This window comes from Mycobacterium basiliense (genome assembly GCF_900292015.1).
Classification (GTDB): Bacteria; Actinomycetota; Actinomycetes; order Mycobacteriales; family Mycobacteriaceae; genus Mycobacterium; species Mycobacterium basiliense.
On sequence record NZ_LR130759.1, the window covers coordinates 265,215 to 287,653 of the forward strand.

25 protein-coding genes are annotated in these 22,439 nt (G+C 65.0%); 16 read left to right on the top strand and 9 right to left on the bottom strand.

What is annotated here, in order from left to right; translation table 11 throughout:
• Positions 1–5: 5 nt before the first annotated feature.
• Positions 6–680: a TetR family transcriptional regulator gene (locus tag MB901379_RS01235; RefSeq protein WP_158014949.1), complete on the bottom strand. Its 675-nt coding sequence runs from the start codon at positions 678–680 to the stop codon at positions 6–8.
• Between the two features lie 70 nt (positions 681–750).
• Here MB901379_RS01235 and MB901379_RS01240 point away from each other — a divergent pair, with 70 nt between their 5' ends.
• From MB901379_RS01240 to MB901379_RS01255, 4 genes are read left to right on the top strand one after another with little or no spacing between them, the layout of a single operon-like run.
• Positions 751–1,860 (top strand): flavin reductase family protein, encoded by a 1,110-nt coding sequence (locus tag MB901379_RS01240; protein WP_158014950.1) that lies wholly within the window; start codon positions 751–753, stop codon positions 1,858–1,860.
• A gap of 45 nt (positions 1,861–1,905) precedes the next feature.
• The gene (locus MB901379_RS01245) at positions 1,906–3,018 is read left to right on the top strand and encodes a fatty acid desaturase family protein (protein WP_174236961.1); all 1,113 of its coding nucleotides are present in this window, start codon (positions 1,906–1,908) and stop codon (positions 3,016–3,018) included.
• 45 nt (positions 3,019–3,063) lie between these two features.
• Positions 3,064–3,588, top strand: a complete 525-nt coding sequence (locus MB901379_RS01250) for an SRPBCC family protein (RefSeq protein ID WP_158014951.1) — start codon at positions 3,064–3,066, stop codon at positions 3,586–3,588.
• On the top strand, positions 3,588–4,628 hold the full coding sequence (locus MB901379_RS01255) for an LLM class flavin-dependent oxidoreductase (protein ID WP_158014952.1): 1,041 nt from the start codon (positions 3,588–3,590) through the stop codon (positions 4,626–4,628). Before MB901379_RS01250 ends, MB901379_RS01255 begins: the two co-directional genes overlap by 1 nt.
• On the opposite strand, the gene MB901379_RS01260 is transcribed toward MB901379_RS01255, so the two are convergent.
• Both MB901379_RS01260 and MB901379_RS01265 read right to left on the bottom strand, forming a co-directional pair.
• Entirely contained in the window at positions 4,625–5,737 is a 1,113-nt protein-coding gene (locus tag MB901379_RS01260) for a DUF1214 domain-containing protein (RefSeq protein WP_158014953.1), read from the bottom strand. The genes MB901379_RS01255 and MB901379_RS01260 overlap by 4 nt on opposite strands.
• Positions 5,734–6,333, bottom strand: coding sequence for a TetR/AcrR family transcriptional regulator (locus MB901379_RS01265; RefSeq protein WP_158014954.1), 600 nt, complete (start codon positions 6,331–6,333; stop codon positions 5,734–5,736). The genes MB901379_RS01260 and MB901379_RS01265 overlap by 4 nt, the downstream gene beginning before the upstream one ends.
• Positions 6,334–6,436: 103 nt before the next feature.
• Here MB901379_RS01265 and MB901379_RS01270 point away from each other — a divergent pair, with 103 nt between their 5' ends.
• Positions 6,437–7,597, top strand: coding sequence for a sulfotransferase family protein (locus MB901379_RS01270; protein ID WP_408632347.1), 1,161 nt, complete (start codon positions 6,437–6,439; stop codon positions 7,595–7,597).
• Between the two features lie 28 nt (positions 7,598–7,625).
• The gene (locus MB901379_RS01275; RefSeq protein WP_158014955.1) at positions 7,626–8,516 is read left to right on the top strand and encodes an alpha/beta fold hydrolase; all 891 of its coding nucleotides are present in this window, start codon (positions 7,626–7,628) and stop codon (positions 8,514–8,516) included.
• A gap of 215 nt (positions 8,517–8,731) precedes the next feature.
• On the opposite strand, the gene MB901379_RS01280 is transcribed toward MB901379_RS01275, so the two are convergent.
• The 3 genes from MB901379_RS01280 to MB901379_RS01290 all read right to left on the bottom strand — a co-directional run bounded on the left by MB901379_RS01280 (position 8,732) and on the right by MB901379_RS01290 (position 10,670).
• Positions 8,732–9,775, bottom strand: coding sequence for a zinc-binding dehydrogenase (locus MB901379_RS01280; RefSeq protein ID WP_158014956.1), 1,044 nt, complete (start codon positions 9,773–9,775; stop codon positions 8,732–8,734).
• Between the two features lie 5 nt (positions 9,776–9,780).
• Entirely contained in the window at positions 9,781–9,993 is a 213-nt protein-coding gene (locus tag MB901379_RS01285; RefSeq protein WP_158014957.1) for a TOBE domain-containing protein, read from the bottom strand.
• A gap of 68 nt (positions 9,994–10,061) precedes the next feature.
• Positions 10,062–10,670, bottom strand: a complete 609-nt coding sequence (locus MB901379_RS01290; RefSeq protein WP_158014958.1) for a TetR/AcrR family transcriptional regulator — start codon at positions 10,668–10,670, stop codon at positions 10,062–10,064.
• A 128-nt stretch (positions 10,671–10,798) separates the two neighbouring features.
• On the opposite strand from MB901379_RS01290, the gene MB901379_RS01295 reads away from it, so the two are divergent.
• Positions 10,799–12,124, top strand: a complete 1,326-nt coding sequence (locus MB901379_RS01295; protein ID WP_158014959.1) for a cytochrome P450 — start codon at positions 10,799–10,801, stop codon at positions 12,122–12,124.
• Positions 12,125–12,236: 112 nt separating this feature from the next.
• On the opposite strand, the gene msrA is transcribed toward MB901379_RS01295, so the two are convergent.
• Positions 12,237–12,752, bottom strand: coding sequence for a peptide-methionine (S)-S-oxide reductase MsrA (gene msrA / locus MB901379_RS01300; RefSeq protein WP_158014960.1), 516 nt, complete (start codon positions 12,750–12,752; stop codon positions 12,237–12,239).
• Between the two features lie 151 nt (positions 12,753–12,903).
• On the opposite strand from msrA, the gene MB901379_RS01305 reads away from it, so the two are divergent.
• The 3 genes from MB901379_RS01305 (at position 12,904) to MB901379_RS01315 (ending at position 14,886) form a co-directional block, all read left to right on the top strand.
• Positions 12,904–13,410 (top strand): nuclear transport factor 2 family protein, encoded by a 507-nt coding sequence (locus tag MB901379_RS01305; RefSeq protein WP_158014961.1) that lies wholly within the window; start codon positions 12,904–12,906, stop codon positions 13,408–13,410.
• Positions 13,407–14,426, top strand: a complete 1,020-nt coding sequence (locus MB901379_RS01310) for an NAD-dependent epimerase/dehydratase family protein (protein WP_158014962.1) — start codon at positions 13,407–13,409, stop codon at positions 14,424–14,426. The genes MB901379_RS01305 and MB901379_RS01310 overlap by 4 nt, the downstream gene beginning before the upstream one ends.
• Positions 14,427–14,505: 79 nt before the next feature.
• Positions 14,506–14,886, top strand: a complete 381-nt coding sequence (locus MB901379_RS01315; RefSeq protein ID WP_158014963.1) for a DUF427 domain-containing protein — start codon at positions 14,506–14,508, stop codon at positions 14,884–14,886.
• Here the strand turns inward: MB901379_RS01315 and MB901379_RS01320 are convergent.
• Positions 14,867–15,277, bottom strand: coding sequence for a nuclear transport factor 2 family protein (locus MB901379_RS01320; RefSeq protein WP_158018867.1), 411 nt, complete (start codon positions 15,275–15,277; stop codon positions 14,867–14,869). The two genes, MB901379_RS01315 and MB901379_RS01320, sit on opposite strands and share 20 nt — an antisense overlap.
• Before the next feature lie 84 nt (positions 15,278–15,361).
• On the opposite strand from MB901379_RS01320, the gene MB901379_RS01325 reads away from it, so the two are divergent.
• A complete protein-coding gene (locus MB901379_RS01325) occupies positions 15,362–16,273 on the top strand; it encodes a DNA-3-methyladenine glycosylase family protein (RefSeq protein WP_158014964.1) in 912 nt (303 codons plus the stop codon).
• A gap of 79 nt (positions 16,274–16,352) precedes the next feature.
• Here MB901379_RS01325 and MB901379_RS01330 read toward each other — a convergent pair whose 3' ends face one another.
• On the bottom strand, positions 16,353–17,795 hold the full coding sequence (locus MB901379_RS01330) for a chloride channel protein (protein ID WP_158014965.1): 1,443 nt from the start codon (positions 17,793–17,795) through the stop codon (positions 16,353–16,355).
• 96 nt (positions 17,796–17,891) lie between these two features.
• Here MB901379_RS01330 and MB901379_RS01335 point away from each other — a divergent pair, with 96 nt between their 5' ends.
• The 5 genes from MB901379_RS01335 (at position 17,892) to MB901379_RS01355 (ending at position 22,428) form a co-directional block, all read left to right on the top strand.
• Positions 17,892–18,878 carry a pirin family protein gene (locus MB901379_RS01335; RefSeq protein ID WP_158014966.1) on the top strand — a complete coding sequence of 329 codons (987 nt, stop codon included), beginning with the start codon at positions 17,892–17,894 and terminating at the stop codon, positions 18,876–18,878.
• Positions 18,878–19,513, top strand: coding sequence for a TetR/AcrR family transcriptional regulator (locus tag MB901379_RS01340; protein WP_158014967.1), 636 nt, complete (start codon positions 18,878–18,880; stop codon positions 19,511–19,513). The genes MB901379_RS01335 and MB901379_RS01340 overlap by 1 nt, the downstream gene beginning before the upstream one ends.
• Before the next feature lie 84 nt (positions 19,514–19,597).
• Entirely contained in the window at positions 19,598–20,524 is a 927-nt protein-coding gene (locus tag MB901379_RS01345) for a class I SAM-dependent methyltransferase (RefSeq protein ID WP_158014968.1), read from the top strand.
• A gap of 33 nt (positions 20,525–20,557) precedes the next feature.
• Complete coding sequence (locus tag MB901379_RS01350; protein ID WP_158018868.1) at positions 20,558–21,490, top strand: class I SAM-dependent methyltransferase; 933 nt, start codon at positions 20,558–20,560, stop codon at positions 21,488–21,490.
• Positions 21,490–22,428 carry a class I SAM-dependent methyltransferase gene (locus tag MB901379_RS01355; RefSeq protein WP_158014969.1) on the top strand — a complete coding sequence of 313 codons (939 nt, stop codon included), beginning with the start codon at positions 21,490–21,492 and terminating at the stop codon, positions 22,426–22,428. Before MB901379_RS01350 ends, MB901379_RS01355 begins: the two co-directional genes overlap by 1 nt.
• Positions 22,429–22,439: the final 11 nt, after the last annotated feature.

Here is a 22,439-nt window from a genome sequence, read left to right on the forward strand (position 1 = left end):
GACAATCAGGGCCGGCTCTTCCAGCCGGCGACGCCGATCGCGATCATTCGCAGCTGCTTGACGGCGATGCGTCGGATCTCTTCTAGCGCTTCAGAACTCTGGGAGTCTTCGATCGCCTCGGCGATGACGATCATCGCGTTGACGAATAGCGTCGCGAGTACGTTGAGGTCCTCGGTGCTCCACTCGTTGAGGCCCGGAAACCGGGCCAGGTCGGTGGCCAGCTCGGAGGTGATCAGTCGGATCTCGGTTCGGATGGCGTAGCGCAGCACGGAAAGCCCGCTGTTGCGTTCGCGCGCGATGAGCCGCCAGTGTTCGCGTCGCTCGGCGACACTGGCGATCAAGATTTCGACCGACGATTCGATCACCCGGCTCGGATCGAGCCGGCCGGCGCGGGCGCCGCGCAGTGTGTCCCGCAATGTCCGGAACGACTCGTCGATCAGGACCAAACCCAGCGCCTCCATTGACTCAAAGTGGCGGTAGAAGGCGGCGGGCACGATTCCGACCTCGCGGGTCACCTCGCGCAGGCTCAAACCACTGAAGCTGCGGTCCTGCAGCAGCTTGAGCGCCGCGGCGATGATGGCACGCCGGGTGGCCTCTTTACGCTCCCCCCGGGACTGGCCGTCGCGGCCGCGGTCCCGGCTTGACCGGTGCGAGCGTGAGCTAGGCGTACGGTCGTTCACTGTGTGAACCCTACCACAAGAGGGCGAAAAATCCTTGACGACCAGGACTGTATCAGCGCATCGTGTACATATGTTCACTCAAACTTCGGCCCAGACTTCGGCTCAAATTTCGGCTCGAACCCTGACCCGAACTATCGCCAAGCGAGTCCTAGGTTCGACCCTGGTCGATTTGCTCACCGGTCCGCACGGCATCGATCGCTACACCGAGCTGGTGGCGCCGACGTGGACGCTAGGCGAGGCCCGCGCCCGGGTCATCGACGTGCGGCGGACCACGCCGCGCAGCGTCACCTTTACGTTGGCGCCCAACGACGCCTATACCGCCGGCGGCGGCCTCAGGGCGGGCCAGTATGTCAACGTCACTGTCGACATCGACGGTCGTCGGCACACCCGTTGCTATTCACCGGCCAATGCCGAAGGCAGCCCGACTCTCGAGCTGACGATCGGCCGCCACGACGGCGGACTGGTATCCAACTACCTTTACCAGCATGCCCGCCGCGGCATGGTGGTCGGATTGGCCGGTTTCGGCGGCGACTTCGTATTGCCCCGGAGGCGACCTCGCCGGGTCCTGTTCGTTTCGGGCGGCAGCGGCATCACGCCAGTGATGGCGATGCTGCGGACCTTGGTCGCCGAGCACCACGCGGGCGAGATCGCGTTCGTCCACTACGCGCGCACCCCGGCCGAGGACTGCTACCGCGAGGAGCTGGCCGCCATGCCCAAGGTGCGAGTGCTGCACGGCTACACCCGATCGGACCGGGGCGACCTGGTCGGTCGTTTCGGGCCGGACCACCTGGCCGCGGCGATGGCCGCACCGGACGTGGTGTTCGTCTGCGGGCCCACCACTTTGGTGGACGCGGTGCGGCAACACTGTGAAAACGTGTTCACCGAAAGCTTTGTGCCACCCGTGTTGGCGGCGCCGGCGACTCCTGCGGGCGGTCGAGTGACCTTCGGAGACAGCGGTATCGACGTCGTCGACGATGGCCGCTCGCTGCTTGAGCAGGCCGAGTCGGCCGGGTTGACACCCGACAACGGCTGCCGGATGGGCATCTGCCACACCTGTACCCGGCGCAAGACCTCCGGCACTGTGCGAAACCTGATCACCGGTGCGGTTTCTACGGCCCCCGACGAGGATGTGCAGATCTGTGTGTCGGTGCCGGTCGGTGACGTCGATCTATCGCTGTAGCTACGGGCTGCCGCGCAACTCATATCAACCTTGGGAGGGAAAACCATGACACACAACAAGATCACCCTTACGCCCGAACAGGCCGACGCCTTCGGCCGTGAACTCGATGCTATCCGGGAGCGGGTGATGGCAGACCTCGGCGAAAAAGACGCCGAGTACATCCGTCGCGTTATCAAGACACAGCGCGCCCTGGAGGTCGGTGGGCGCGCGCTGCTGTTCCTGCCTCCGGCCTGGCTGGCGGGCACCACAATGCTCGGACTGTCGAAGATATTGGACAACATGGAGATTGGTCATAACGTCATGCACGGTCAGTACGACTGGATGCGAGACCCGACCATCTCAGGGCGGTCGTTCGAATGGGACACGGCCTGCCCCGCCGATCAATGGCGGCACTCCCACAACTACATGCACCACACCCACACCAACATCGTCGGGATGGACCGCGACATCGGCTACGGCATCCTGCGGATGAGCGAAGACCAACCCTGGCAACCGTACTTTCTGGGTAACCCGATCTACGCGTTCCTGCTCATGGTGCTGTTCCAGTATGGGGTCGCGCTGCATGAACTGGAAACCGAGCGCATCCGCGCCGGTGAGATCACGATTGCCGACAAGCGCGAGGTGCTGCGGGCCATCTGGAAAAAGACGCGTCGGCAAACGCTGAAAGACTACGTGGCCTTCCCGCTACTGGCCGGCCCGTTTGCGCCGTTCGTATTCGCGGGCAACCTGTCGGCCAACCTGATGCGCAATGTGTGGTCGTACATGATCATTTTCTGCGGCCACTTCCCGGACGGTACCCAGGAATTTACCCTCGAAGAGACCAAGGACGAATCTCGCGGCATGTGGTATTTCCGCCAGGTGCTCGGGTCGGCAAACTTGACGGGCGGCAAGATATTTCACCTCTTGTCGGGCAACCTGTCGCATCAGATCGAGCACCATCTCTTCCCGGACATCCCGGCGCGCCGGTATGCCGAGATCGCGCCCGAGGTGCAAGAGATCTGTGAACGTTACGGTATTCCCTACAACCGCGGCCCGCTGCTGCGCCAGTTCGGCACGGTGGTCCGCAAGATCGTCAAGCTCGCCTTGCCACGGTCGGGGCCGGCGGGTGGCAAACCCACCGACACCGCGCCGGCCGACCCGTTGCCCGCAGTCGCATGAGCCGGCCGCGCTCCGGTCCGCTCCAACCGGCCAAACAGGAGGACAATGGTCCCCGTGGAGTGGACCGGGGCGCGCTATGCGGACAAGCCAACGGTGGAAGCATCGACGTGGATCGACGCGGACCCCGAACGGGTCTGGAGTCTGGTTGCGGATATTGAGTTGATGCCGACACTCAGCAACGAGCTGCAGGCGGTGGAATGGATCGAGGGAGCCACCGGACCCCGAGTCGGGGCCCGGTTCGTCGGCTACAACGAACACGACGCGTTCGGGCAGTGGCGCAGCACTTCCCAGATTGTCAGCTTTGATCAGCCGCGCGAATTCGCTTGGGCGGTAGGTGAACCCAACTACCCGGCGTCGCTGTGGCGCTTTCTGCTCACCCCCCGTGACGGTGGCACCACCCTGACCTACCGGACCCAAATGGGACCGGGCCGTTCGGGGCTGTCGACCGCCATCGACGCGATGCCCGACCAGGAACAAAAAATCGTCTTTGTGCGGCTGCGAGAGTTCGAGGCTGCCATCGACAAGACCCTGGCCGCGATCAAAAGGTTGGCTGAACACGGGGTGCGGTAGTGCGGACCGCTACGACGGTTGAGCTATCCGCTGAGGCCGCCGATGTTGTGGAGTTCGTTGTCGAGGCGGAGAGGCTGGGTTTGGACGTCTGCTGGGTCGCCGAGGCCTGGGGTAGCGATGCACCCTCGGCGCTGGGCTACCTGGCGGCCCGAACCCGGCGGATGCTGCTTGGCTCGGGAATCCTGCAAATCGGTACCCGGTCGCCGATCGCGGTCGCCCAAACCGCGATCACCTTGTCGAACCTGTCCACCGGACGTTTTCTGCTGGGTTTGGGCGTATCCGGTCCGCAGGTGATCGAGGGCCTGCACGGGACGCGGTTCAGCCGGCCGTTGACCCGGATGCGAGAAACCGTCGACATCGTGCGGCAGGTCTTCCACGGCGGCAAAATCTTTTACTCCGGCAGTGAGTTTCAGATCCCCCGCCCCGGCGGAGAAGGGGTGCCGATGCGCTTGTCGACGCGCCCCCAACACCCGATTCCGATCTACCTGGCCGCCTTGTCGCCGGCGATGCTGCGATTGACCGGGCAGGTCGCGGACGGCTGGCTGGGCACCAGCTTTGTCCCGGAGGGAGCCGCCGACGCCTACTTCGCCCACCTCGACGAGGGCCTGGCCGCCGCCGGACGCACCCGCGCTGACATCGATATCTGCCAGGGCGCCGAGGTCGCGTTCGCCTCCGACGAGGATGAACTGCGCGACATGCTGGCGGCCCGGAAAACGGAGCTAGCGTTCAGCCTCGGCGGGATGGGTTCGGCAAGCACGAACTACTACAACCGGGCCTATGGCCGGCAAGGCTGGGCGGAGGTTGCTGCCGCGGTACGTGAGCGGTGGCAGCGCGGTGAACGGGAGGCCGCGGCGGCGTTGGTTACCGACGAGATGGTGCTGGCCACCACGCTTGTCGGTACCGAGGAGATGGTCCGTGCCCGCTTATCGGTGTGGCGCGATTGCGGTGTGCACACCGTGCGGTTGTATCCCGCGGGAGACACATTGGATGCCAAGCTGGCCACCTTGGGCCGGGCCATCGAACTGGTCCGCGAGGCCTAGAGCGGTTCGGTCGGCGCGTCCGACAGCTGCACGAGTTGCACGTCGGGTCGTGTGGGCACGCCGGCGGGGAGAAACCACCGGAAGGCTAGGTTGCCACGCGGATAGCCTAGCGTGGTCAGGGAATTCGGATGTGCGGTCCGGGCGGCGGCCAGGACTGCGGTCACCGAGCCGTCGCTGTTTGCCACGGCGCTATGGCCATTGATGGAGCAACGTGCGTCGGGGCCTTCGGCGGCGCCGTAGGTGGCCATGAACTGGTTCCACACCACCAGGTTCCAGAATCTGCACGACGGCGGTCGGTGCGTGATGACCAGCGCTTCGTCGTCGTCGAGCATGAAGCTGCCATAGGAATAGCAGGCATCTCGCGCCGACCAGCCGAAGTTGGCGTCGGGCACTTGATAGGGGTCGGCGAATTGATTGGCGGTATGCGCGGTCTGGTGTCCGAGCGCATGCGCATCGTCAACCCGCGTTCCGACCGCCAGCGGCATGATGGCGAACATGGTGCGCAACCAGGTGGTGGCCGCCCGCAGTGATGTGGCGGTCTGGGCGTCGCCGTGTCGTATCGGGTCCGGCTCATCGAGTGCCTCGATATGCCAGGTGATCGGGGCACCGGTCAGTGGGTCGGCTTGGTAGTCGCGGGTCATCAGCACGGCGGCGTCGGGCGTTGGAGGGAATTCGAAGCAGAAGTTGCCGACGGCGTCGATGTCGAGGTCGCTGTCCCGGACTATCGCAACGATGCGGTCCGACCACGCTCCCGGTGTTGGTTCGTTGTAGGCGGTCACCGAGAAGTACACGCTGTCCCCCCTGTTCCCGCTGATCCGGTAGCGGCGTGCCGGATCGACCGGGCACATGAAGTAGTAGGCGTCGGTGTTGTCCCCGCCCCACCGACGATCACGACGGAATGGCGTGTTGACCGCGACGAACTGTGGCCGACCCGGCTCGGGGAACAGGTAGGCGTCAAACGCGACGCCCAGGGTCGCGGCCAGCATGCGGTAGCCGTCGGCGATGTGGCGGTCGTCGGTCACCGCGCGCTCGCCCTCTAGGAAGGACTTGTCGAGTTCGCCGAGGGCGGCCAGCAGCGCTCGCCATGCGGCGGTCGACTCGTGGGTCATGCGGTGGTTCCTTTCCGGATTCCGTTCAGCAGCAACGTGGTGGTGCGATCGATCCACGCGCCGTCCAGTTCGGCGTCCCGCCCGGTGCGCCGTGTGAGCAACGCCATCAAGGTGAGGCCGGCGATTGCTTCGGCGAGTTCGGTGGCGGTCACCTCGGTCCGGATCTCACCTCGGGCAGCGGCTTTCGCCAGCAGCCGGGCGAGGCCACCGCCGATGATGTCGCCGAACCGCTGTAACAGCGCCGAGTGCAGCGTCGGGTCTGCGGCCATCTCGCCGACCAGCCCCGGCAGTGCCGCCCGGGCGGCGGGCGTGCTCAAGACCGCCATGGTGCGACGCACCATCTCACGCAAATCCTCGGTCAGCGATCCGGTATCGGGAATCGCGGTGGCGGCGCCGACCGGAAACACCGCTTCGTGCACCAGGTGGGCCTTGCTTGGCCAGCGCCGGTAGATCGCGGGCTTGCTGGTGCCGGCGCGCTCGGCAATGGCGGAGACCAACAACCCGGAGTAGCCGGTTTCGGCGAGAAGTTCCACCGTGGCGCGCAGCACTGCGCTGTCGATCCGGGGATCGCGAGGTCGGCCGAAGTCTACTACCATTACGAAACTAAGAGTAACATAAGTCGATGTGACCAAGGGCTTGCTCCTCGAAGACCTGAACCGGCCGCGGTTTAGCCCCGAGGCACAGCAGATCCTCGATGTGATGGCCGCGATGGGTCCGAACTGTCCGTTGGATGCCGCGGCCCTGCACGCCAACGCCAGCGCCGACACCGGACTGCATGACTTCGGCGCCGCAGACTACCGAGAACGGCTCGAGGTCTACCTAGCCGCACTGCGGGACATCGACGGGCTGCACCCAGCCGGCGTGGTCAACTTCTACGGCCAGCTGCTGCAGCTGCTCAAGAACCGGCTGCTGTTGACCGACCTACTGCGCCGGCACCCCGAGATCGACGACATCCAATTGCAACCGGCGGTGGTGATCGCCGGTCTGCCCCGCACCGGCACCACCCATTTGCACAACATGCTCGCGGCCCCGCCCACGTTTCGCACCATGCCGTACTGGGAGAGCGTCGAACCGTTTCCGCTACCGGCCGAAGCCGGGGTCGAGCCGGATCCGCGCCGCACCCGGATGGACGTCGCGGTCGGTGTCATCAACACCGTGATGCCCCATTTCCCGCTGATGCACGAGATGACCACCGATCACGTCCACGAAGAAATTCAGCTGCTGGCCAACGACTTCTCCACCATGCTGTTCGAGACGCTCGCCGACGCCCCGGCCTGGCGAGACTACTACCAGGTCCATGACCAGACGCCGCACTACCGGTACCTCACCCGGCAACTTAAAGCGATGCAGTTTTTGCGCGGTGGGCGCCGCTGGCTGCTCAAGTCGCCCCAGCATCTCGAACAGGTGCCGGTACTGAATCGGGTTTTCCCGGACAGCATCGTGGTGTTCACCCATCGCGATCCGGTCCCGGTGGCGCTGTCCATGATCGCGATGATCACCTACTCCGCCCGCATGCACCGTTCCCCGGTGCCGGTGGAGCAGATCGCCCGGTATTGGCTCGATCGGCTCGAACAAATGCTTTCCTTGCTGGTTCGCGATCGCGACACCATTGGCCCGGAGCGCTCGATCGACATCCGCTTCGACGACTTCATGGCCGACGAACTCGGGGTCGCCGAGCGGGTATACGACCTGGCCGGTGAACCCTTCACCGAGCTAGCGCGAGCAGCAGTCGTCGACTACCTGGCGGGCCACCGGCGCGGCCGGTTGGGCAGGGTCGAAACGTCGTACGAGATGTTCGGGCTGACCGCGGAGGATCTGCGAGGCCGGTTCGCCGCGTATGTCGAGCGGTTCCTGGCCTAGCCGCCGGTGAGTAGCTACGTTGACGACTATGACCACCCTGCCCGCACTGGACGGCGTCGAACACAGATTTGTCGACCTGGGTGACGGTGTCACCATCCACGTCGCCGATGCCGGCCCCGCCGACGGACCGGCGATAATGCTGGTGCACGGGTTCCCGGAGAACTGGTGGGAGTGGCACGAGCTGATCGGCCCGCTGGCCGCCGACGGCTATCGGGTGTTGTGCCCCGATTTGCGCGGCGCGGGCTGGAGTTCAGCGCCGCGCTCGCGATATCTGAAGAGCGACATGGCCGACGATCTGGCGGCGGTGCTGGACCGGTTGGGCGTCACGTCGGTCAGGCTCGTCGCGCATGATTGGGGCGGACCGGTCGCGTTCATCATGATGTTGCGTCATCCGGCGAAGGTGACCGGGTTCTTCGGGCTGAATACCTCGGCGCCATGGGTACGTCGCGATCTCGGAATGGTTCGCCACATGTGGCGGTTTTGGTACCAAATACCGATGTCGCTGCCGGTCATCGGTCCACGGCTGATTGCCGATCCCAAGGGCCGCTACTTCCGCATGCTGGCGTCCTGGGTCGGTAGCGGATTCACGGTGCCCGAGGAGGATGTGCGGCTGTATGTCGATCGGATGCGAGCGCCAGGGCACGCGGTAGCTGGCTCGCGGTGGTATCGCACCTTCCAAACCACCGAAATGCTGCGCTGGCTGCGTGGCGAATACGACGACGCTCGCGTCGATGTTCCGATGCGCTGGCTGCACGGCACCGGTGACCCCGTGCTGACGCCTCAACTGCTGCGCGGATATCAGGATCGGGCAAGCGATTTCGAGGTTGAGCTGGTCGACGGCGTTGGTCATTGGATCGTCGAGCAGCGACCCGATTTGGTGTTGGACCGGTTGCGCGCCTTTCTGCGGATTGGAACCTAGGCCCCGCGCATCAGCTGGATTCCACGGCGACCGGGCTACCGTGGGTCAGCTCGGTCTGAAGCAGTGCGGTCAGCGCTCGATAGATGCTGTAGTGCCGGGCCAGGGACGCCCCGTAGCCGCGCCGCGAGCCACCGCCGGGTGCGGAAGCGTATGCCGGCGCGCACCGACAGGGGCGTCATTGACAAACTGTCGGACTAGTGGTGGCGGTAGCCGCGCTACGGCTGGACGAGAATGCGGATCGGGTTGCCCTCCTGGCGCTCCAGCTTTTCGATACCGGACGGCAGGTCTTCGAGGGAGATGACCTCGCTGATCGACCGCGAAAGATCGAGGCGCCCAAGCGAAACCAGCTTCGCCAGGGTCTCGATGTCCACGTTTTCGTAGCCAAGGTGACCGAGCACCTGCTTGCGCATCAACCCGAACATGGAGGTGGGGCCAATGGTCGGCGACTCGGCGCTCATGCCCACGCCGACCAGCCGGCCGCCGGGGGTCAACGAGTCGAGTGCCTGCTCAAACGTCGTTTTTAGGCCGACGGCGTCGAAAGCAACATCCAGCTTGCGGCCCCCGGTGATCTCCGCGATCTTGTCCTGCAACCCGTTGTCGCGGGAATCGAACGCATAGTCGGCGCCGATTTCCAGCGCACGCTGCAGAACGGCTGGATTGATGTCGAGGGCGATCACTGGCACCGCGCCGACCAACCGCGCGAGCTGGACGATGTGGGTGCCCACACCCCCCACGCCCCACACTCCCACCGACTCGCCAACCGCCACCTTGCCGGTGCGCACCACCGCACCGAAAGGCGTCGAAACCGCGTCGGCCAGAATGGCGGCCTGCTCCAGCGGGACGTTGTCGGGCACCCGAGTCAGTCCCGCGGCCTGGGCCACCGTGTATTCGGCCCACGCGCCGTCGTAGGCGAATGCCATCAACTGGATCCGCAAGCAGTTGACCCCGTCACCGCGCAGGCAATTCGGGCAGGTCTGGCAGGGCCGTCCGGCGGCAACCACCACCCGGTCGCCCGCTGCCCAACCGGTAACGCCGGGACCAAGTTTCGCGATGGTCCCCGACGCTTCATGGCCCTGCGTCACCACCGGGGCCTGGGCCGGGAACGTCCCGTTGATCAGGCTCAGGTCCGAATGGCAGATTCCGCAGAAGGCGACCTTGACCAGCACCTCGCCCTGGCCCGGCTCTGGAATTGGAACATCTTCGAGCTCAACAGTTTTGGTTTCCGAGTAAAAGCGCTCGGCGCGCATGGTGGCTACCATGTCGGTTACTCGACGCCGATGGTTACTTCGGTCGATTTGATGAACACCGTCGCCGGCTGACCGACCGCAAGCCCCAGCTCGACCGCCGCATCCTTGGTGATCGAGGACGTGACGACCTGGTCACCGCCGTCGAGTTGAACCTTCACGATAGCCATCACGTTACCGAGGTCGACCTCGGTGATAGTGCCCTTGAGCTGGTTTCGGGTCGATAGCCGCATCGCAAGTCCCCGATCTGATAGACGGTCACGGTCGGCAACCGAGCCTAGTCCCCGGGCCTAGCGTCGGCTCAATGTCGAGGCCCGAGCAGCGCGATGGACGCGTCCACCGCGGGTGCGACGATTTCACGGATGTCTTTTCTGTCCTCGACGGTCAGCGCGGTCAGTTCCCGCAGACCGCCCAGCAGGATCACTGCCAGTGGCGCATTCATCGGTGGCAAGTTGGCCCGTCGGAACCCGGGGCTGGCGCTGAGCTCGATGATCAGGTTGGTCAACAGGTCCATGCCACGGCGCTGCACGGGGTAGGCGACGGCGCCGAGGGAGGGGAATTCACGGATCCAACTCAACGTCAGGGCCGGCCTGGATTCGATGTGGCTGACATAGGCTTGGACGGCTTGACGGATCTGATCGTGCCAGTCGGCTTCGCGATCCACCGCGGCTCCAATGTCCTGGACCAGCTTCTCGTTGTCGGCCAGTAGCAGCTCGAGGAAACACTGCTCTTTGCTGGAAAACCGGTCGTAGAACGTACGCTTTGACGTCCGCGCGTGCCGCACGATATCGGCGACGGTGGTTGCGCGGTAGCCGCGCTCATCGATCGATGCGGCCAGACCGTCGAGCAGTCGCAGTCGAAACGCGTCAGGTGCGATCGTCACTGCCGCGCCGCCAGCGACTGCCGTCACGAGCGCGCCTCCTTCGGTGATCGCGATGCCTTGTCAGGTTTGGTACCGAAGGGTACCGTACTGGACAAGCATGCGGTACACCGCAGTACCACCCCGATTCCTTGGGCTGATGTTTGGGAGCGACCTCAATGAGCCAACCGATCGCCGTTGCTGCACCAGCGCCCCCAGTCAGATTGCCTCCGGCGAGCCGGTTGCCGAAACTGATGCAGGGATTGGCCTTTGCCATGTCGCGGCGGGGGATGATGCGATGGCTGGCCCGCCGTTATGGCAACGCTTTTATGCTCAACGTTCCCGTCTACGGCAGCATTGTCGTGGTCGGCGATCCGCAGCTGGCCAAACAGATCTTCACCACCAGCCCCGATGAACTCGGCAATATCCAGCCCAATTTGAGCCGGATGTTCGGCTCGGGTTCGGTGTTCGCGCTTGACGGGGACGATCATCGCCGGCGTCGGCGGCTGTTGGCGCCGCCGTTTCATGGCAAGAGCATGAAGAACTACGAGGCCATCATCGAAGAAGAGACCCTTCGTGAAATCGCCAACTGGCCGGAGGGTCGGCCGCTGGCAACGCTGGCGCCGATGATGCGCATTACCCTCAACGCCATCCTGCGTGCCGTTTTCGGTGCCGACGGCGCCGAACTGGAGGAGTTGCGCCGAATCATCCCGCCGTGGGTCACGCTGGGCTCGCGTCTAGCGGCGATGCCAGGGCCTAAACGGGACTATGGCCGGCACACCCCGTGGGGCCGGCTGGCCGAGTACCGGCGCCAGTACGACCTCGTTATCGACCGGTTGATCGACCGGGAAAGGTCCGACCCCAACTTCGCGGATCGCACCGATGTGCTCGCACTAATGCTGCGTAGCACCTACGACGATGGGTCACGCATGTCGCGCAAGGACATCGGCGACGAGCTTCTTACGTTGCTGGCCGCCGGGCACGAAACCACCGCGGCCACCCTCGGCTGGGCGTTCGAGCGGGTGAGTCGCCATCCCGATGTGCTGTCGCGCCTGGTTGAGGAGGCTGATAGCGGCGGCGGCGAGCTGCGTCAAGCAACGATTCTGGAAGTCCAGCGGGCCCGTACGGTCATTGATTTCGCGGCTCGGTGCGTCTACCCGGAGGTCTACCAACTCGGTGAGTGGGTCATTCCGCGCGGGCGATCGATCATGGTCAACATCGCACACATACACGAGAGCCCGGAGATATTTCCCGACCCGGAACGTTTCGACCCGCAGCGGTTCATCGCAACCAAACCATCCGCGTTCGCTTGGATCCCGTTCGGTGGTGGCACCCGGCGCTGCGTGGGGGCGGCGTTTGCCAACATGGAAATGGATGTGGTGCTGCGCACGGTGTTGCAGCACTTCACTATCGAGACGACCACCGCCCCCGGAGAACGGAGACATTGCCGGGGTGTGGCCTACACCCCCAAAGACGGTGGACGGGTTGTGGTGCGGCGTCGCTGAGGCCGCCGGCCCGCTCGGGCCCGGCGCTCGATCGAGCCCGCGGTGGCGGCGCCGAGTACAGGTCCTAAACCTTTCGCTGCGACACGGCCCTCAGCGCGGAATCGCCCCGCACTCAGCGGCTAGCGTCAGCGCGTCGCGGTAACTGCCAGCCCGGCCGGATGAAGTGGCAGGTGTACCCGTTGGGGTAGCGCTGCAGGTAATCCTGGTGTTCGGGCTCGGCCTCCCAGAAATCGCCTGCCGGGCTCACCTCGGTCACCACCTTGCCGGGCCACAAGCCCGACGCCTCGACGTCGGCGATGGTGTCCAGCGCGATTCGCCGCTGCTCGTCGTCGGCATAGAAAATTGCCGACCGGTAGCTGGTACCCCGGTCGTTGCCCTGACGGTTCGGCGTTGTCGGATCGTGGATCTGGAAGAAGAACTCCAACAGCGTGCGGTAATCGGTGGTTTGGGCGTCGAAGACGATTTCGACCGCCTCGGCATGCGTGCCGTGATTGCGATACGTCGCATTGGGGACGTCGCCGCCGCTGTAGCCGACTCGTGTCGACACCACACCGGGCTGCTTGCGGATCAGGTCCTGCATTCCCCAGAAGCAGCCGCCGGCGAGGATCGCCTTTTGCGTGTTCGTCATGGATTTCGTCCTCCTAGCCGGCCCGGACGTCCCAGGGACCCCGGGGACCCAAGTCGTTCCCAGGCTACACTCCGGCGATGGGGTGTAACGCTGCGATGCCAGCCATGGCCGGCAACAAAATTCGCTCAACCAGCAGATTTACGGTCGCCGGGTGAGCGGGTCAGAGTTCTCTCGTAGCGAGCTGGCGGCGGCCTTCGAGAAGTTCGAGGATACGGTCGCCCGAGCCGCGCAATCACGCGACTGGGACGCCTGGGTGGCGCAGTACACGCCGGACGTGGAGTACATCGAACATGCTGCCGGCACCATGCACGGCCGCGAGCAGGTGCGCGCCTGGATCCAACGCACGATGACAACCTTCCCCGGCAGTCACATGATGGAGTTCCCGGCATTGTGGTCGGTGATCGACGAATCCACCGGGCGGATCATCATGGAGCTGGACAACCCGATGCGCGACCCCGGCGACGGCACCGTGATCGGCGCGACCAACATCTCGATCATCACCTATGCCGGGTCGGGCCAGTGGCGCCGGCAAGAAGACATCTACAACCCGCTGCGTTTCCTGCGGGCCGGGCTGAGATGGTGCCAAAAGGCCCACGAACTGGGCACACTCGACGAAGACGCGGCCCGGTGGATGCAGCAATACGGCGGCTCGCAATGAGCACCAAACCCAAGCTCGTCATTGGCGCCAATGGCTTTCTCGGCTCACATGTGACCCGTTTGCTCGTCCAGGATGGCGCGCAAGTACGGGTGATGGTGCGGCCCACCGCCTACACCCGCAGCATCGACGACCTGCCGGTCACTCGATTCCACGGCGACATCTTCGACACGCCCGCGCTGCGCGAAGCGATGGCTGGCTGCGACGACGTGTACTACTGCGTGGTCGACACTCGCGCCTGGCTACGTGACCCGTCGCCGCTTTTTCGCACCAATGTCGAAGGCCTGCGCAATGTCCTCGACGTTGCCAAGAGCGCAGACTTGCATCGGTTCGTGTTCACCAGCAGTTACTCGACCGTGGATCGTCGACCTGGGCATGTGGCGACCGAGGACGACCGGATCGGCTCCCGCCGGGTTTCGTCCTATGTCCAATCCCGGGTTCAAGCTGAAGATCTCGTCATGAGCTATGTCGCGCAGCATGGGTTGCCCGCGGTGGCGATGTGCGTGTCGACGACCTACGGCAGCGGCGACTGGGGCCGCACCCCACACGGCGCCTTCATTGCCGGCGCGGTCTTCGGCAAGCTGCCGTTCCTGATGAACGGCATCAAGCTGGAAGCGGTGGGTGTCGACGACGCCGCGCGGGCGATGATCCTGTCGGCCGAACGCGGACGCAACGGCGAGCGCTATCTTGTCTCCGAGCGGATGATCGCGTTGAGAGACGTGGTGCGGATCGCCGCCGACGAGGCTGGGGTGCCGCCGCCGCGGCGGTCGATCTCGGCACCGATGCTCTATGTCCTGGGTGCGTTGGGCAGCCTGCGGGCAAGGTTGACCGGCAAAGATGCCGAACTGAGCCTGGAGTCGGTGCGGATGATGCGCGCCGAAGCCGACGTCGACCACAGCAAGGCCGTGCGCGAATTGGGCTGGCAACCGCGCCCCGTCGAGGAATCTATCCGAGAGGCCGCCCGGTTCTGGGTCGTGATGCGGACGGCTCGACACCGCACCGAGGACGTCGCTGGCTAATCCAACCGCTGCGCGAATATGGGAAGTCTCGATCGCCGGCCGGCGTTGCACTAGGCACCCGCGTCTAAGGAGGTCAACCATGAGCCACCCGGAAGTCAAAGAACCCAGTGCCGGTCATCCCATCACCATCGAACCGACCAAGGGGCGGGTACAGGTTCGGGTCAACGGCGAACTCGTCGCGGACACCACGGCGGCGTTGGAATTGCGTGAAGCCACTTTGCCTGCGGTGCAATACATTCCGCTATCTGATGTGGTGCAAGACCGGCTGACGCGCACCGACACCAGCACCTACTGCCCATTCAAGGGCGATGCCAGCTACTTCAGCGTGACCACCGCTGCCGGCGACACCGTCGCGGACGCGATCTGGACATATGAGCAGCCGTATCCCGCGGTGTCGGCCATCGCCGGGCACGTGGCTTTCTACCCCAACAAGGCCGAAATCAGCGTGGTGCCGCGGTAGCACCGCCCACCGGGAACACTTCGGCCAACGATTGGGTATCGCTGTATTCGCGTAGCGAGACGATCAGGCCGTCACGCGTTTCGAAGATGCACACGAACGGGCTGCTGTAGTGGACGCCTTCGGCGGTGGTGCCGTCCGATTCGCCCTCGATCACCACCGTTTCTCCCTCGTTGACGCAACGGAGCAGATCGATGGTGACTTCGAAGACCTTTTTGCGCTGCTCAACCGCTCGGCGCAGCGTCCGCTTGCCGAAGGCGGAACGGGTGATGATGCTCCAGTAGGTGAAGTCGTCGCTGAGCAAAGCGAAGCCTTCGTCGAGATCCCCGCCCTCGGCCATGCTCTGCAAGAACATCCAGGCCAGTTCGGCCTGCGGATCGTCGAACGGAGTCATCACGGCGTCATCACATAGGCCATCCTGTCGTGGAAGCCAGTTTGCGGTCAATCGACCGGACCATCGGGTTTACGGAGATCTCAGGTGGAGATAGAGCGCACGATCACGTTCGCTGGGGCGGCGGGGTTCGGGCACTGCTTGGCGCCCCTTCGCCGGGGCCGCGGGGATCCGTGCTTTCGGGTCCCGGGGGACGGCTCCATCTGGCGGACCAGCTTGCTGGCGTCGGGACCCGTCACCGCCCGGATCAGCCGCTGTGCACCTGATGCGGCCCATTGCGCGGTCTGGGGCAGTGGTGCCCAGGAGTTTGTCGAGACGTTGCCCGCGCTACTTGGTGCCGACGACGACGCGTCGGACTTTGTGCCGCAGCATCCGACCGTTGTTGCCGCGCACCGACGGCTGCCCCATCTGCGGGTGGGCCGCACCGGGCGGGTGCTGGAAGCCCTGATTCCGGCGGTCATCGAGCAGCGGGTTCCCGGTGCGGAGGCGTTTCGGTCCTGGCGGCTATTGGTCACGAGGTTTGGGACCCCGGCCCCCGGTCCGGCACCGGTCGGGATGCGGGTGCCGCCGTCTGCCGATGCGTGGCGAGCGGTCCCGTCCTGGGAGTTTCACCGCGCCAATGTGGACCCGGGGCGGGCGCGCACGGTGGCGGGTTGCGCGCAGCGGGCGGCCTCGCTGGAGCGGTTGGCGTCGCGCACCGCGGTGCAGGCCCGGGAAGCGCTCGTGTCGCTTCCCGGCGTGGGGGTGTGGACTGCCGCCGAGACCGTGCAACGGGCGTTTGGTGACGCCGACGCGATCTCGGTGGGTGACTACCACATTCCGAAAATGATCGGCTGGACGCTGCTGGGCCGTCCGGTCGATGACGCCGGCATGCTCGAACTGCTGGAACCCATGCGCCCGCACCGCCACCGGGTGGTGCGGTTGCTCGAAGCCAGCGGGCTGGCCCGCGAACCTCGCCGTGGCCCGCGGCTGCCGGTGCAGAATATCGGTTCGCTGTAGAAGAAGGGGCGCGGCTCGGCCGGGCGTCACCCCCGCAGTGCGCCAAGCACGATGCGGCCGCCGCGGTGGGGCTGTTGGGTCAGTCGCCCGCGGCCGATCTTTCCGCGCGTTCGGCTTCGGCGGTCTCACGATTCAGGCGCTGCGCCTCGTAGATGGTGACGTTGGTCAGCGACATCAGCAGCGAAGCGATCCCGACGGCCAGAATGGCACCCGGCACCACCGAGAACGAGCCGGTCATCTCAGCGACCATAATCATCACCGCCAGCGGGGCGCGCGAGACGCTGCCGAAGCAGGTCATCATCGCCACCACAACAAAGATTCCCGGTGCGTCGGGTACCCCCGGTAAGCCGGACAGCTCACCGAGCCGCCAGATTGCCGCGCCCACGAAGGCGCCGATCACGATTCCAGGTCCGAACAATCCACCGGAGCCCCCGGTGCCGATCGACAGCGACGTCGCAACGATCTTGGCGATCGGCAAAACGACGACGATCCACAACGGGATTCCCATGAGTGCACCCCGATCGGAGGCCAGCTGTGCCCAGCCGTAGCCGCTGCTCAAGATCTGGGGAATCAACAGTCCCAACAACCCGACCAGCAGACCGCCGATGGCCGGTTTGAGCACTGGTCCGCCGGGAAGCCGGCGAGTCAGTGCCACCGACGCATGGAATATCCGTGCGTAGAGGTAGCCCGCGGCGGCGGCGACCACGCCGATCACCACGAACCACAACAGCGGCCCCGCCTTCTCGAAGCGGTACTCGGCGTCGATGTAGCCGAACAGCGGATCGAAGCCCATGAAGGCGCCGAGCACCGCGTATGCCGTTCCCGAAGTGATAAAACCGGGCAGCAGGTTTTGGTAGTCGAAGTCATCGCGGTAGGTGATCGAGGCGGCCAGCACCGCGCCACCCAGCGGTGCGGCGAAAATGGCACCGATACCCGCGCCGATGCCCAGCGCCACCGCGATCCTGCCGTCCTCGTCGGACAGCCCCAGCCGACGCGTCAGCAACGAACAGAAACCGGCAGAAATCTGCGCCGTAGGGCCTTCCCGCCCGCCGGAACCACCCGAGCCGATCGTCAAGGCGCTGGCCACCATTTTCACCAGCACCGCCCGGCCGCGGATGGCCCGCGGATTGGTGTGGACCGCTTCGATGGCTTCGTCGGTGCCGTGACCGGTGGCTTCCGGCGCAAACTTGGCCACGATGAACGCCGACACCAGCGCTCCGCCGGTAGTAATCAGCGGGATCGCCCACGGACGCACAAAACTGGTGGATCCGCGGTTGCCGCCCTCACCCACCGGAGTCGGTATGTGGTAGTCGGCCAAATAGCCGAGCAGAAACTCGCCGGTGTATCTCAGAGCGAGATAAAAGACGACCGCTCCGAGCCCCGCAATGGCGCCGATGATGATGCCAAGCAGGAACCACTTGCGGAGGTAACCCGCATTGCGAATCGATGCCCCGAACCGTCCGCCCGCCGACGCGGCCGGGGCCTCCCTTGGGTGTTGGGTGTTAGGTCTCCGTTTGCTCACGACGCGGACCTCACAGGCATTTGGCCATCGTATGACAGTGGGAATAAACGGACTCTGGTCCGGTTGTATCGATGGACCGAAGTTGAGGAGGCGTCCATGCCCGCAGTAACCGCAGACACAATTACCTTGCCCCGCTTGGGGTTGCCGGGTCCGGGCGACACCGAACGACGGGTGCGATCGATCACGTCCGGCCCGCGTGGCTACGAGGGTGAAGGCTTTCCGGTCGTACGGGCGTTCGCCGGCGTCAGCACCACCGCACTGGACCCGTTCGTGCATATGGACCAGATGGGCGAGGTGGAGTACCAGCCCGGAGAGCCGCGCGGCACCGACTGGCATCCGCATCGCGGTTTCGAAACCGTCACATACATGATCGACGGAAAATTCGCGCACCAGGATTCGCACGGCGGTGGTGGCCTGATCACCGATGGTGCAACACAGTGGATGACCGCCGGGTCCGGCATACTACACATCGAAACTCCGCCTGTCGATACCATAAATAGCGGCGGCACATTTCACGGCATTCAGTTGTGGGTGAATTTGCCGAGGAAAGACAAGTTCGCGCCACCGCGGTACCAGGCAATCGAAGGCGGCGATGTCAGGTTGGTCGCTTCGGGTGACGGCGGGGCGCTGGTCCGCATTATCGCCGGTGAGATCGACGGCTACCGCGGACCTGGAATCACCCACACGCCGATCACGATGGCGCACGCGACGATCGAACGTGGTGCACGGCTTAGCATTCCGTGGCAGCGTGATTTTAATTCGTTGGTGTATGTTCTCTCTGGTCACGGCGTTGTGGGTCCGCTCGGGCACCCCATCCGCCAGGGTCAATTGGCCGTGCTGGGCAGCGGGGATCGGATTGGCCTGGCCGCCGAGTCCACGCCCGATCGGTATCGCGGAACGATGTTTGACGTGCTGCTACTGGGTGGGCGACCGATCCGGGAGCCGGTCGTTCATTACGGACCCTTCGTGATGAACTCCCGCGCCGAAATCATCGAGGCACTCGAGGACTATCGAACGGGCAAGTTCCGTAGCATCCCACAAAACGCGCTGATGCCACACCAAAGCGATGGGACACTTCGATAATGCCGATCATGGCCACACGCCGTCCGGGGCGTCCTCCAGCCACAAAAGCTGACGACACCCGAAGGCGCATCGTCCGCGCCGCTCGTCAGGTATTCAGCGAACGCGGCTACGACGGGGCGACCTTCCAGAGCATCGCGGTGCGCGCCGATCTGACGCGCCCGGCGATCAATCACTATTTCGATAGCAAGCGGACCCTCTATCGGGAAGTGATGGCGCAAACCAACGAACTTGTGGTTGCCGCTGGGATGGAGCGGGCTCGACACGAGAACACGCTGATCGAGCAGATTGCGGCATTCATCAAGGTGGCCATGGACGCCGACGCCAAGAATCCTTGCACCGCAGCGTTTCTGGCGACCGCGGTGTTGGAGTCGCAGCGTCATCCGGAACTGAAGCAGGGGCAGAACGACGCGGTAAGTATCAGCCGCGGCTACTTACTCTCGGCCGTCAGCGATGCCATCGAGCGGGGAGAACTCAATACCGACGTCGAAGCCGGTCCACTGGCCGAGGCCTTGTTGCTGGTGCTGTGTGGGGTGGGTTTCTATGCCGGCTTTGTGGGCAGCTACCGGGAGATGGAGGACATCATCGCGGCGCTGGGCCAGTTGATGGGTGGCACGCTGTGGAGGCCGCGGGCCTAGTCGGGGGCAGTGGCGACGTGTCCGGCGTGACGTGGCCCACAAAGAGTATAGATTGCCTAACTTACTAGGTAGCATGGTCGGGACATGACTGATCTCGACGACCTTCGCTCCGTGCGCACCGACGGCGACAGCTGGAACATCACGGAGAGTGTGGGCGCCACCGCGTTGGGTGTCGCGGCCGCTCGTGCCGTGGAAACTGCCAGCCCCAATCCGTTGGTCCGTGACGAGTTCGCCGCCATCCTGGTGTCGCCGGCCGGCCCGGCATGGACCCAATTGGCCGACCCCGACATCGCCTGGCTGGACGGCGACCGGCACGGCCAACGGCTGCACCGGATCGGCTGTGACTACCAGGCGGTGCGGACGCATTTCTTCGATGAGTATTTCGAGGCCGCGGTGGGCACCGGAATCCGGCAAGTGGTGATCCTTGCCGCCGGACTGGACTCGCGGGCCTACCGGCTGAGGTGGCCGTCGGGCACGGTGGTCTATGAGATCGACCAACCAAAGGTGTTGGAGTACAAGGCAGGGATTCTCCAATCACACGGCGTGGTTCCGACGGCGATACGGCGTGCGGTGGCAGTGGATTTACGCGACGACTGGCTGGCCGCGTTAACGGACGCCGGCTTCGACCCGACCCGACCGACCGCCTGGCTGGCCGAAGGGTTGCTGGCCTACCTGCCCAGTGACGCCCAGGATCGACTTTTCGAAGTGCTCACGGCGCACAGCGTGTCCGGCAGTCAAGTCGCTGTCGAGGCGTTCAACATGAGCACCAAAGGCAATACGCACCGCTGGAATCGCATGCGTGATCGTCTCGGCCTTGATGTCAACATTGAAGCACTGACCTATCACGAGCCCGGTCGTGCGGATGCGGGCGAATGGCTGGTCGACCATGGCTGGCAGGTGCATGGCGTGGGCAACATCGAAGAGATGGCGCGGCTTGGCCGGCCGGTCCCCGAGGATTTGTCCGACGAGGCGATCACGACGACGCTGCTACGAGCGGCACTCACTGACTGACTCACGAAAGACCGGGAGGACGCGATGAGCACGGTGCGTACCCATGACGACACCTGGGACATCAGAACCAGCGTCGGCGCCACCGCAGTCATGGTGGCTGCGGCTCGGGCCGTCGAGACCAATCAGCCCGACGCGCTGATCCGCGACCCGTACGCGAAGTTGCTGGTGACCAACGCGAACGCCGGGGTCATCTGGGAAGCGATGCTCGACGAGGAGATGGTGGCCAAGGTCGAGGCTCTCGACGCCGAAACCGCCGCCACCGTCGCCCACATGCGTGGTTATCAGGCGGTGCGGACGAACTTTTTCGACACCTACTTTGCCGGCGCGGTGGCCGCCGGGGTACGGCAGGTGGTGATCCTGGCGTCGGGACTGGATTCCCGCGCCTACCGGCTCGACTGGCCGGCCGGCACCACCGTGTATGAAATCGATCAGCCGCAGGTGCTGGCCTACAAGTCGGCAACGCTGGCGGAACACGGCGTAACTCCCACGGCCGATCGCCGCGAAGTGCGCATCGATTTGCGTCAGGACTGGCCGGTCGCCCTGCGTGCCGCCGGCTTCGACCCCACCGCGCGGACCGCGTGGTTGGCCGAGGGTTTGTTGATGTATCTGCCCGCGGAGGCTCAAGATCGGCTGTTCACCCAGATCGGTGAGCTCAGTGCCGCGGGTAGCCGTATCGCCGCCGAAACCGCCGGCAACCACGCCGATGAGCGGCGACAAGAAATGCGGGAGCGATTCCGGAAGGTCGCCGAGGCGCTCGGTCTGGAACAGACCATCGATGTACACGAGCTGATCTACAACGACCCGGATCGAGCCGTTCTCGCTGACTGGCTCAACGAGCACGGCTGGCGGGCGGCCGGCCAAAACGCGAGCGACGAAATGCGCCGGGTGGGGCGTTGGGTCGAGGGCGTGCCTATGGCGGACGACAAGCAGGCATATTCGGAATTTGTGACCGCGGAGCGGTTGTAATGCCGCGCACCGCGGACGACTCCTGGGACATCGCGACCAGCGTCGGAGCGACCGCGGTCATGGTCGCGTTGGCCCGTGCCGCCGAGACCGCCACCGACTCTCCGCTGATCAGGGATGAGTTCGCCGAGCCGCTGGTCTCCACGCCCGAGCTGGCGGAGGTACGGGAACAGGTTGCCGTCTGGTGGGCTCCGGAGCCGAACGACGATGGGGTCGAGGCGGACCCCGATTTCACCGTCGACTCCCAGCAAATGATCGACTACCAGGCGGTACGCACCCACTTCTTCGACGCCTACTTCGTCGAGGCAACCGCGGCCGGAATTCGGCAAGTGGTGATCCTGGCCGCCGGTCTTGACTCCCGGGCCTACCGGTTGGATTGGCCGGCCAACACCACCGTGTACGAGATCGATCTGCCCAAGGTGTTGGAATACAAGGAGCAGACGCTGGCCAGTCACGGCGCCATCCCGATCGCAGATCGACGATCGGTGCCCGTCGACTTACGCCACGACTGGCCCAAAGCACTGCGTGACGCCGGTTTCGACCCGACCCGCCCCACGGCCTGGCTGGCCGAGGGTCTGTTGCCGTTTCTGCCGGCGGCCGCGCAGCACGCCATGTTCGCATCGGTCGACACCCTGAGCGGACCGGGCAGCCGGGTGGCGGTGGAGATTTTCGGGGTCGACGACGGGCGGCGTCGGGAGGCTGAGCAGAAATGGGCCCAGCTGCGTGCCCGGCGGGAGGCGCGCGGCGAGTCCACCTCGTTCGACCCGTTCGACCTGTGGTTTAACGACGAAGGCCGGCCTGATCCTGCCCGGTGGTTCGCCACGCACGGATGGGTCACCGAATCGGTGGAGGCGGACGAGGAGACGGTGCGCCTGGGTCGTACGCCGCCGTTGGCGGATCGGCCGTTCGCCAACCGCTTCGTGACAGCGGCCAAGCGGTGACCGTCTGCAGC